Annotated in this window: 9 protein-coding genes; 4 read left to right on the forward strand and 5 right to left on the reverse strand. The window is 46.4% G+C overall.

From position 1 onward, the window contains the following. The first annotated feature begins 358 nt into the window (after positions 1–358). Complete coding sequence (locus ACHUFQ_RS13550; RefSeq protein WP_394176306.1) at positions 359–2,209, forward strand: sulfotransferase; 1,851 nt, start codon at positions 359–361, stop codon at positions 2,207–2,209. 144 nt (positions 2,210–2,353) lie between these two features. After that, positions 2,354–3,478 (forward strand): cobalamin-independent methionine synthase II family protein, encoded by a 1,125-nt coding sequence (locus ACHUFQ_RS13555; RefSeq protein ID WP_394176308.1) that lies wholly within the window; start codon positions 2,354–2,356, stop codon positions 3,476–3,478. A gap of 101 nt (positions 3,479–3,579) precedes the next feature. Here the strand turns inward: ACHUFQ_RS13555 and ACHUFQ_RS13560 are convergent, their stop codons facing one another. From ACHUFQ_RS13560 to hisD, 5 genes are read right to left on the reverse strand one after another with little or no spacing between them, the layout of a single operon-like run. Continuing rightward, positions 3,580–4,995, reverse strand: a complete 1,416-nt coding sequence (locus ACHUFQ_RS13560; protein ID WP_394176310.1) for an alpha/beta hydrolase family protein — start codon at positions 4,993–4,995, stop codon at positions 3,580–3,582. Next, entirely contained in the window at positions 4,992–5,759 is a 768-nt protein-coding gene (locus ACHUFQ_RS13565) for an HpcH/HpaI aldolase family protein (protein ID WP_394176312.1), read from the reverse strand. The genes ACHUFQ_RS13560 and ACHUFQ_RS13565 overlap by 4 nt, the downstream gene beginning before the upstream one ends. After that, a complete protein-coding gene (locus ACHUFQ_RS13570; RefSeq protein WP_394176314.1) occupies positions 5,752–6,453 on the reverse strand; it encodes an alpha/beta fold hydrolase in 702 nt (233 codons plus the stop codon). The genes ACHUFQ_RS13565 and ACHUFQ_RS13570 overlap by 8 nt, the downstream gene beginning before the upstream one ends. Further along, positions 6,443–7,462 (reverse strand): LacI family DNA-binding transcriptional regulator, encoded by a 1,020-nt coding sequence (locus ACHUFQ_RS13575; RefSeq protein WP_394176316.1) that lies wholly within the window; start codon positions 7,460–7,462, stop codon positions 6,443–6,445. The genes ACHUFQ_RS13570 and ACHUFQ_RS13575 overlap by 11 nt, the downstream gene beginning before the upstream one ends. A gap of 2 nt (positions 7,463–7,464) precedes the next feature. Further along, on the reverse strand, positions 7,465–8,739 hold the full coding sequence (hisD, locus tag ACHUFQ_RS13580; RefSeq protein ID WP_394176318.1) for a histidinol dehydrogenase: 1,275 nt from the start codon (positions 8,737–8,739) through the stop codon (positions 7,465–7,467). A 114-nt stretch (positions 8,740–8,853) separates the two neighbouring features. Between hisD and ACHUFQ_RS13585 the strand changes: the two genes are divergently transcribed. Next, on the forward strand, positions 8,854–9,591 hold the full coding sequence (locus ACHUFQ_RS13585; RefSeq protein ID WP_394176321.1) for an SDR family NAD(P)-dependent oxidoreductase: 738 nt from the start codon (positions 8,854–8,856) through the stop codon (positions 9,589–9,591). Positions 9,592–9,619: 28 nt separating this feature from the next. Continuing rightward, positions 9,620–10,639 (forward strand): cupin domain-containing protein, encoded by a 1,020-nt coding sequence (locus ACHUFQ_RS13590; RefSeq protein WP_394176323.1) that lies wholly within the window; start codon positions 9,620–9,622, stop codon positions 10,637–10,639. Positions 10,640–10,756 lie beyond the last annotated feature (117 nt).

A 10,756-nucleotide genomic window follows, 5' to 3' on the forward strand; every position in this document is an offset into this window, starting at 1 on the left:
TTTTTATTACAGGGACGTAAGTATGCCCGGTGAGCAGGATGCGGAGAGGGTGTATACAGGGACGTAAGTATGCCCGGTGAGCTGCCTATATGGACGTAGGTATATCGATTATGTCTGGAATTGATAATCGATTAGAGGATAGGGTGTATACATGGATGTATTTATCCTGAGCGAGCCATGGATGGTGTTAGCCAGGGTTTATTACAGGGACGTATTAAAAGGTTTCAGGTTTCAGGATTCAGGCCTAAGGGGCAAGTTTCATCGTTTTTTGCCTGGTATTTTTATAGGTTATTCAAGGTTAAGACGCGATTAATCAATAGTCAGCGTTATTTCTCAGTTAATTGATGCAGTGGTGATCATGAATCAACAAATCGTAGAGCAGTTACAACAGGGTTTTCAACTGCTGCAAGCCGGGCAAAATGACCAGGCGAAACTGTGTTTTGAGGCCATTCTTAACGTCGACGCCAATAACGAATTCGCTCTGAATTTGTTGGGGGTAACGTATCTGCGATTGGCTCAACCACAACAAGCAATTGATGTCTTGCACAGAGCGTTGAAGGTCAATCAAAAAGACTCGGAAACGTATGCCAATTTAGGTCTGGCGTTTAAAGACTTAAATCAATGGTCAAAGGCGCAAGGCTTTCTTGAACAATCATTGCAATTCAACCCCAAACAACCATCGGTATTAAATAACCTGGGGAATGTTTTTGCTGCCCAGAATCTGCACCAACAAGCGGCCAAATGTTTTGATGCGGCATTAAAACTGGCGCCGGATTATCCCGAGTGTCTCTCAAATTTTGCCCAGTCTTTAAAGGAGATTGGCCAGCATTCGATTGGTCTGAAAGCGATAGGTGCAGCTCGAAAACTTGAACCTGACAACAGTTATTTTGCGAATATTCAGGGCGAAATCGAGTTAGCTTGTGGGCAATATCAAGCGGCAGAAAAAAGCTTTAATAACGCCATATCGTTAGGCGACAACCTGGTGGCGAAAGTCAACCTGTCGACCGCATTAAAGCAAACCGGTTGTTATGCAAAGGCGAAAGATTGTCTGTACGAGGTACTGGCAATTGAGGAGAATAATACCGAAGCTCATCATCACCTTGGGGTATTGCAGGAACAGTTAGGAGAGTTTGAACAGGCCGCTTCCAGCTTTCGTCGGGCGTTACAGTATACGCCTAATCACGCCAGTTCGTTTTATCAGCTGGCGAAATTAAGACAGCAAAGCCTCAGCATACAAGAAGTCGAAAAAATCAACAACTTGCTAACAGACCCGGTAACTCCGGATGTGTTTAAGGTGTCGTTGTATCTGGCGCTTGGTGTGCATGCCGATAAGCAAAAACACTTCCACCAGGCCATCGAGTATTTTATTCAGGCTAAATCGCTAAAGGCGAAAAAAGTTCCGTATCAGGCTGAGATAACCGAACAATATCGACATGTGGTTAAGGAAATACAACCTCAGGTCGGGCAGGGGCAGGTTGTTGGTAATATGCAGCCGGTGTTTATTGTCGGGATGCCACGCTCAGGTACCAGCTTAACCGAGCAAATTCTGGCATCACATTCTCAGGTATTTGGCGCTGGCGAACTCGGCTTTATCAATGATTTAATGAAGCAAGCGGAACAGCAAACCCAAACGCGATATCCCTATTGTCTGACCAAGCTATCCACGCAAAGCCTCACTCATCTTGGGCAAACCTATAAACAGCGAATCACACAAATGTTTGGCGAGCATGCTGTGGTTATCGATAAAAACCCGCTTAATTACAATTTCATTGGATTTATTAAAGCGATATTACCAGACGCGAAATTTATCTATTGTAAACGTCAGGCGATGGATAATTGTGTATCTATTTTTAAACTGCCATTTGACGATAACCAAAGCTATGCTCACGACTTATCCGGTCTTGGCCATTATTATCGTGAACACCAAGCGTTAATGACAATATGGCAACAACAGTTTGGTGATGATATGTTGCAAATCGACTATGAGAATATGGTCATGGATCAGCAACAGCAAACACAAAACCTGATGGATTTTCTGGGACTTGATTACGAAGATGCGACCGATGAATTTTATAAGACAGAACGAATAGTGATGACGCCAAGCGCTGAGCAAGTGCGCCAACCGATTTATACCAGTAGTGTCAATAATTGGCAAAAATACGGTGACGCCGTTTTGCCGTTAGCCGAGGCTCTACAGATTGATTTATAGGGTCGATTTATAGCGTCGATTTATTGGGCAGGCTAGTGCCACAGGTTGTGTATAAAGATATCTGGGAATATTGATAAACACTTCTTTGGCGTTGGCTAAGTGCTAATTTTCACGATAAAGAATAATGACAACATAAGGACGATTATGGCAAAAGCTATTTTAACGACACACGTTGGCTCTTTACCTCGAGAGCAACAGGTTGTCGATCTGATTTTTGCGCGCGAGCAAGGGCAAGCGTTCAACAGAGCCGAGTTTGATCATGTGATGACAGCGCATGTAAAACAAACGGTTAAAAAACAGCTGGATATTGGTTTGGATATTGTTTCCGACGGGGAAACCTCAAAGATCTCTTACGCGACCTATGTGAAAGACCGCTACACAGGCTTTTCCGGAGATAGCCCGCGCAATGCGCCTGCGGATCTCAAATTATTCCCGCAGTTTTTAGAGCGACTGGCCAAATCCGGTGGCACACCGACGTATTCACGGCCGATGTGCACCGGTGAAATCGGCGTTAAAGACACGCCAGATTTACAGGAAGATATCAACAATCTTAGCACCTCGGCAACAGAATTTGGCGCAAAGCAGGCGTTTATGAATGCCGCATCACCCGGTGTGATCGCCTTGTTTTTACCGAATCAATATTATGCTAGCCGCGAGCAGTATCTGCAGAAATTAGCCGAGGTGATGAAGGCAGAGTACAAAGCCATCGTTGATGCAGGGCTGCTGTTGCAACTTGATTGTCCTGACTTAGCCTTATCACGGCATATGTTGTTTAACGATTTAACCGATGAAGCGTTCATTAACATTGCTAATCAGCATGTTGAAGCCCTAAATTATGCACTCGAAGGCATTCCATCAGAGAAAGTACGAGTACATATTTGTTGGGGGAACTATGAAGGGCCGCATGTCTGTGATATCCCTATGGCCCGCATGTTCGACACCCTAATGAAGGTCAATGCGGATCACTTATTGTTCGAAACCTCAAACCCAAGACATGCCCATGAATGGCAGGTGTTCAAGCAAAGGAAAAATGACATTCCCGAGAATAAAATTCTCGTGCCTGGGGTGATAGATAGCACCAGTAATTTTGTTGAACATCCAGAGGTTGTGGCAGAACGAATTCGCAAGTTCACCGATATTGTTGGACGGGAGCGGGTCATTGCCGGTACCGATTGCGGATTTGGTACTTTTGCCGGTTTTGGTGCGGTTTCACCGGATATCGCTTATGCAAAACTGCAAAGCCTGGTCGAAGGAGCTAAGTTGGTTTAGTACACCGTTAAGGCGATAAACCCGGTGTTTATCGCCGCAAGTGGGTTTGAGCTTGTGATCAGGCCAAAAGCACGTGCGCCGCATCAGCAGCACTTCTATTATTAGTGTGGGCTTTTAAAGGCCGCAATGTCGTGCTCAAGCATTTGGTCTAATCCTGCCACGGTGCCCGGGGGTGAAAACCAGGGATATTTGCTTACCTGTAACGAATGGGTGTTGCCTGAATATTCAAGGAGCTTCGCGTCACCACCTTTACCATTAACGCTATCCGCCAGTGCTTTATTCCATTTCGGTGGCGAGTAGTAGTCTTGATCCGAATAATGCAAAACTAATGGCTCTTGCAGATATTGAGGATAATGAAACGCCGACGTCGCACGGTAAGCGTCGATGATTTCTTCAGGGTGCTCAATAACGGTTTTGCCAGTGTTATCCGTCGATAAGGTAAAACCGAATTCGCCAATGCGTTCACGCTGTAATACCTGGTACATTTCGTCATACTTTGTACGATACGCCTCTCGTACCGTTGCTGTTGACCAGGATTGGTGTTGCCATGTCCAGGCCGCAGTATCGGTAGTACCTATCCAGTCTGGCGGAAACGGGAATTGAAAATCTGCATTGATCTCGCCATTGGCACCAATCGGTGTACCATTCCATTGTCCATCACCCGCCATAAAGGCCTGAGGGGTACTTGCCATTGTGCCATATAATTCCCCTTGTTTAATTCTCGGGAGAAAACATCCAGCGAAGATAGAGGCTCCGGCAATCGGCGTTGTAACCTGAGATCCTTCTCCGGCAATGGCCAGGGTTAGCAGGGCAGAATCACCGCCCTGGGAATGACCGGCTAAAAACACTTTGCTAAGGTTAACGGGCACAGCGATATCTTTTGCCAACAATGTTTCAATGCTCGATACGCTATCCAGCGCATTTAACATATCAATAGCATAGAAAATAGGGCTGATATAACTGGCATTATCCCAACGTTTCATAAATTCTATACCATCGGCGGCAACATTATTAACCGTGCCATGGCCACGCCAACCGGGCGTGATGACGATAAAGCCACTTTGCGCTAATTGATCAATGTATCGTGCCTGACTGCCCGCTTGATCAAGAAAAAAATTAAATGCTGGAGCATTCGTTTCACCCACCCAACCATGGCTGTACAGCAATACCGGATATCCCGCTTCAGGCGCAGGCGTATCCGGAATATCGATTCGGGCATAGACGTTAAGGCCATCACTGTTATAACGAGTCATATAGGACTGATAGCCTGAGCGCTGGTTGTCGACACCTGTCAGTAACTGAAACTCACTACCATATTGGCGTTGGCGAAGCGCGCCAATCGAAACAGCTGCCAAACTCGGGATCTCGGCTGTGGCCCAGTCCATTTTTGATATGGACGCTGTCGATGTAGCAGCACTATTGCACCCTGAAACGGTGACAACGGATACAGCCAATAGACTCAAGCGACTCAGACGCCCAGGGCGATTCAGAAAAGGCGAGATGAAACGATTTTTCATGTTGCTGATGTTGCCTGTTTAAAGCGTTGTTGTAATTGCCGTGCACCGCTGAGCATAAAACTGTGATCGGAGCCGAGCAAAAACAACGAGACTTTTTCGTTTAACCAGGATTCAAGTTCGTCGAGGTTGGCGATAAACATGCCCGTCGTGACACCGTGTCGGTTTGCCGTGGCAACGATTTGGTTAACGATTTTTTTGACGTTCTCGCTGTTAGGGTCGGTTTCCCCTAACGCGACGGTGAGATCCATACGGCCGATAAACAGGCAATCAAGCCCCGATACCTGGCAAATAGCATCAAGATTATCCAGCGCCTCCAAATCTTCAATTTGGGCAATGACCGACGTATGATGTTTATTGTGCTCAAGGTTTTTTTCGATACCTCTGGTGGTATAACCTGCCATGCGCGTCGAGCCAGCATAACCGCGTCCACCAGGACCATAGTAGCATTGTTCAATCACCCGACTGAGTTGTTGTGCGGTTTTTACATGGGGAATAACGACCCCATCGGCACCAAGATCCAAAGCATTTAAGATGGTATCGTGATGATCATTGGGAATGCGAATAATCGCATGTTGCCGGTTTGCTTTTGCCGCAAGAATACAGGCATCAAGATCTTTACGATCAAAGGGCGCATGCTCGGCATCGAGACACAGAGTCGCAAAGCCAGACTGCGCCAGTACCTCGGTAATATGAGGATGCGGGGTTTTAATGAATGTGCCGAGTAATGGCTCTTTGTTAGCCAGGGCTGCCTTAAAACTATCCATAATTTTGTTCAATCCAGTGGTCGATAATATCCAGAATGGTTTGTGGCTGTTCAAGCACAGCAAAATGTCCACATTGTTTTAATATATGTAATTGCCCTTGCACTAAAGCGTCCGCCATTTGCTGTTGGTGCTCAACCGGGCAGGGCAAGTCATATTCCGCACCAATAACTAATGCAGGTTTGTTAAATGTTTTTAGTAGCGCCATAGAATCCGGACGTTCCGTCAATACCTTATGCTGAGCTTCGAAGGTTTTGATGCCAAGCTCGTTAGCCATCGAAACAACCTGTTGTCCTGGCTCGCTGTCGGGATTGGCAAAAAAAACAGGTAGCATGACGTCCTGAAACAAGTACTGAATGCCATGTTGGCGGGCAAGATTCAACTGGTGTTGCCGGCCGTTGTAGCGCTCGTTGTTATCCGCCAGACTATTGCTGTTAAGTAATATCAACCCGGTTATTTGTGCGGGTACCTTGCGCATTAATTCAAACGCGACCATGCCGCCCATGGAAAAGCCGACGGCAATAAACGGCCTTGTTACAACCCGTTTTAAAACGGTGTTGACCATATCCTCGAGACTGTCCTCAAGGTTAAAATCAATGATGATGGCATCAAAGTCAGGGTGATTTTTAAATGGGGAGAAGATAGCCCCGGTACACAGCGTACCAGGGAGAAATACAAGTAGAGGTTTAGGATTCATCTTTTGCTGGGGCAACGGTATTGCCCGGTATTAATGTGCCGGACCAGACTCGCAATTGAGCCGGATTATCCGGAGATTCAATTTGTTCTAACAGTATATCAACAGCAGCCTTGGTCATTTGCTCAAGTGGTTGCTTAACGGTGGTTAAACGATAACTGTGCCAGGCAACCGCATTGACACCATCAAAACCGACCACGGATAAATCTTCAGGTACGTTTAAACCAAAGTTTTCCCGGGCTTCATCAATAACACCAATCGCCATGGTGTCATTACCGCATATTACCGCAGTGGGGGCTTTGTTTTTTTGCATCCATTCGGCAAACGCTAAACGACCTGATTCATAACTATAATCGCCATATCTCACCGGAACCTTATGATGGCCTTTTTGCGCCAGTGCGTTAATTGAACAATCCAGTCGCTCCTGAGCAACGTCAGACTGCTCTGGCCCGCCCACAATTAAATAGGATTTGTGATTGTTGTCATCAAGCAGCGAGACCAGTTCTGTTAACCCTTGTTCATGGTTACAACACACAGAGCTAGCCGAATGTCCGGAAGCACGGCGGTTGTAGAGCACAACGGGAATGTTGTGATCCTTAAACTGGTTGATACTGTCATTATCAAAATGTGCGGCCAGGGCGATTACCCCATCGACCTGGAAGGTCCATATTTGCTCAAGAATATCATCTAGTCCATCGGCATCATCAAGATTGAAAAGCAATACCCTTTCATTCTTCGCCGATAAGCGTTTATTGAGCAAAGACAGGACTTCCGGGTAATTAAGGTTTGCCCTGGAAGAAAGAATAACGGCCACCATACCGGAGCGTTTGGTGATCAGCATTCTGGCTATGGCGTTAGGTTTGTAACCCAACTCCTTTGCCGTCGCTAAGACCTTTTCTCGGGTTTTCTTTGAAACACTCCGTCCTTTAAGGAATACGCGTGAAACAGCCGATTGTGAAACACCGGCAGCTTCTGCGACATCATAGGAGGTGACACGTTTATTCTTATTCAATGTTATTTCTCGTATCTTCTTAAGCGAATGTCAGCTTGTTCCTTATGTCCGGCGAATCCTTCAACGGCACAAAGACGTGAGCAATAATTGCCAACGATGACAGACGCTTGTTCAGTAACTTTCTGGAAAGTACAGGTTTTGATGAACTTTCCGACCCATAGGCCACCAGTATAACGCGCTGCTTTTTTAGTTGGTAGTGTATGATTGGTACCAATACATTTATCACCATAGGAGACATTGGTTTCCGGGCCTAAGAACAAGGCGCCGAAGTTTTGCATGTTGTCTTTGTAATAGTCGACATTTTCGGTCATTACCTGAACGTGCTCAAACGCCAGGTCATTGGCAACTTTTAGCATTTCTTCATGAGTATCACAGACGATGACTTCACCAAAGTCTCGCCATGCCTGCCCGGCAATATCTCCGGTTGGTAAAATTGTTAACTGGCGTTCAACTTCCGCGATGGTATCTTTCGCCAGTTTTTCACTGTTGGTTAGCAATACCGCTGGAGACGTCGGGCCATGCTCCGCCTGACCTAACAGATCAGCGGCACATAATTCGCCGTCCACACTTTCATCGGCAATTACCAAAGTCTCGGTCGGGCCAGCGAATAAATCGATACCAACACGGCCAAACAACTGGCGCTTGGCTTCTGCAACAAAGGCATTACCCGGGCCGACGATCATATCGACTGGCGCGATGCTTTGTGTACCAATGGCCATGGCGGCTACGGCCTGAACGCCACCAAAGCAATAGATTTCGTCAGCGCCAGCCATATCCATAGCAACCACAATTGCAGGCGATGGTTTGCCATCAAACGGCGGTGCACAGGCGATGACGCGTTTAACACCCGCGACTTTCGCGGTGACGACACTCATGTGGGCTGAAGCAACTAACGGGTATTTGCCACCAGGAACATAACAACCGACGGATTCCATGGGGATATGCTTGTGACCTAACACAACACCAGGAATGGTTTCTACTTCAACATCTTTCATCGAGTCACGCTGAATTTGCGCGAAATTGCGAACCTGTTCCTGCGCCCAGCGAATGTCCGAAATAACTTGTTCGTCTAATTCTTCATAACAGGCAGCAATTTGCTCTTTACTCAGACGGAATGACTCCGGAGTCCATTTATCGAACTGTTCTGAGTAATTTCTAACCGCTTCATCACCATTCTTCTCGATGTCAGCAATGATGTCTTCGACGATGGTCTGGACTTTTTTGTTTGATTCGGCTTTTTCTTCCAGGCTAGGGCCTTTCTTGAGGTAGTTGATCATGTGTTGGCTCCCAAATAAGGTTTTGTTGATCTTTTTTAATATTATTTCTTGAATGTAATCGCATCCTACTGAATAATGACTTCGAATGCAAAGTAAAAAATTAAGGTGATTTTTATGGGGTTTAGTAATCAATTACTCAATGGAAAAACCATTGTGGTTACCGGTGCTGGCAAAGGGATTGGGCGTGCTTGCGCGTTACTTGCCGCCGAGTGCGGTGCCCATGTTATTGCGGTTGCCCGTACCGAATCTGACTTGTTGCAATTGCAACAAGACAGTGCTGGCAATATTGAGGTTTGGTGTGAAGATATTACCCAAAGCTCATTTCTTCAGCGATTGAAAAACCTGAATGAATTACATGGCCTGATCAACAATGTTGGTACCAATCGAGTCGCAAAAATGACTGAGCAGGCGGATGAAGATTTAGATGCCGTAATCGACCTCAACATTAAAAGCTTATATCGCTGCGCGAGAGCTGCCTTGGTTGCGATGCAAAAAAGTGGCGGGTCTATTGTCAATATGTCTTCGCAAATGGGCTTTGTTGGCTCACCAGGGCGGACGTTGTATTGTGCGTCGAAACACGGCGTCGAGGGCTTAAGTAAAGCCATGGCGGTGGAACTTGCCGCGGACAATATACGGGTAAATACCGTTGCTCCGACGTTTGTTCTCACACCAATGACCGAACCCATGTTCGAAAATCCGCAGTTTAAAAAGTTCGTATTCGACATGATCCCAATGCAAAAGCTGGCAAGCACGGAAGATGTGGCCAATGCCTGCGTGTTCTTGCTTAGTGATCTGTCAGCCATGGTCACTGGCACCAGCATTAAAGTCGACGGCGGATGGACAGCCCGATAATCAATTATAAAATACAAAGGAAATAATAATGACGTTAGAAAACAGAGCGGTGCGTTATCAGGATTTGATTCCTTGTACCAATGCGTTTATTGATACCAGGAGCCCTGGTTCAGACAAAAAAGAGAACTTTACGGTAATAGGCCCTGGTGTGGCGGAAAACCCGGATCAGCATGTTCATATTTCCATTCCTCATGGATTTAACATCGGCGGTGCGCGCCAGCCTGCCAATTGTCTTAACTCTCAGCACAGTCATTTAACCGAAGAAGTTTTTGTTGTCCATAGTGGAGAGTGGGATTTTATCAGTGGTGTCAATGCCGATGATGGACGGATAAACCTAAAACCCGGCGATATCATCTCCATTCCTACGGATGTATTTCGTGGTTTTGAATGTACCAAAGGCGAAGAGCAAGGCATTGATCAGGGCAAAGGCTATTTACATGCGGTGCTAGGGGGCGACGATCCTGGCCGGGTATTATGGGCGCCAAGCGTATTTGAGATGGCTAAAGATTATGGTCTGGTGTTATTAGAAGACGGCTCTTTGGTCGATACCACACAGGGCGAGACGATACCGGATGGCAAATCGCCGATGCCGGTAACAAGTGCCGAACAAATTGCCCAGCACCGGGTTGTTACTAGTGCTGAGTTACAGGATATTATTATCCGCAGCGAAGATTTTGTATGGCAGACGGATACGTCGTTAAGCAACGTTTCAGGTGTGCAGGAAGCATCTTTAGTTGGCGGCGAAAGTAAGGCGGAAAATGTTAAGGCCTCCAAACTGGGCTGGGCACATGGTTTTGTGGTCCGCGCTTTACAATTGGCGCCTGGAGCCAAGGTTGATGCCCATATCCGTCATGAAGAAGAAGTGCTTTTTATTCATCAGGGGCAACTAAACGTTAGCGTTGATGGGGAAACCATTCAATTATCTCAGGGAGATAATTTTACGACGCCTATCGGTTCTGTTCGTGGTTTTGAAAACGGTGGTTCAGAGCCTGTAGTTTGTTATGTAACCCGTCGCGGCGATGAGCCCAAAGCACCTGATTTTATCTAGTCTTTCAAAGTGATAAGCGACGTAAAAGGCCGACAGTTGTCTAACACCGATCAGATAAGCAATCGATCGGTTGACAGGTAAAAGGATCGTACGACAATAGCCCCATCAAATTGATGG

The organism is Thalassotalea litorea, assembly GCF_043642205.1.
GTDB classification, from domain to species: Bacteria; Pseudomonadota; Gammaproteobacteria; order Enterobacterales; family Alteromonadaceae; genus Thalassotalea_A; species Thalassotalea_A litorea.

Coding starts and splice junctions, on each gene's coding strand:
- ACHUFQ_RS13550 (WP_394176306.1), top strand. CDS start 359: ATGAATCAACAAATCGTAGAGCAGTTACAACAGGGTTTTCAACTGCTG.
- ACHUFQ_RS13565 (WP_394176312.1), bottom strand. CDS start 5,759: ATGGATAGTTTTAAGGCAGCCCTGGCTAACAAAGAGCCATTACTCGGC.
- ACHUFQ_RS13570 (WP_394176314.1), bottom strand. CDS start 6,453: ATGAATCCTAAACCTCTACTTGTATTTCTCCCTGGTACGCTGTGTACC.
- ACHUFQ_RS13560 (WP_394176310.1), bottom strand. CDS start 4,995: ATGAAAAATCGTTTCATCTCGCCTTTTCTGAATCGCCCTGGGCGTCTG.
- ACHUFQ_RS13585 (WP_394176321.1), top strand. CDS start 8,854: ATGGGGTTTAGTAATCAATTACTCAATGGAAAAACCATTGTGGTTACC.
- ACHUFQ_RS13590 (WP_394176323.1), top strand. CDS start 9,620: ATGACGTTAGAAAACAGAGCGGTGCGTTATCAGGATTTGATTCCTTGT.
- hisD (WP_394176318.1), bottom strand. CDS start 8,739: ATGATCAACTACCTCAAGAAAGGCCCTAGCCTGGAAGAAAAAGCCGAA.
- ACHUFQ_RS13555 (WP_394176308.1), top strand. CDS start 2,354: ATGGCAAAAGCTATTTTAACGACACACGTTGGCTCTTTACCTCGAGAG.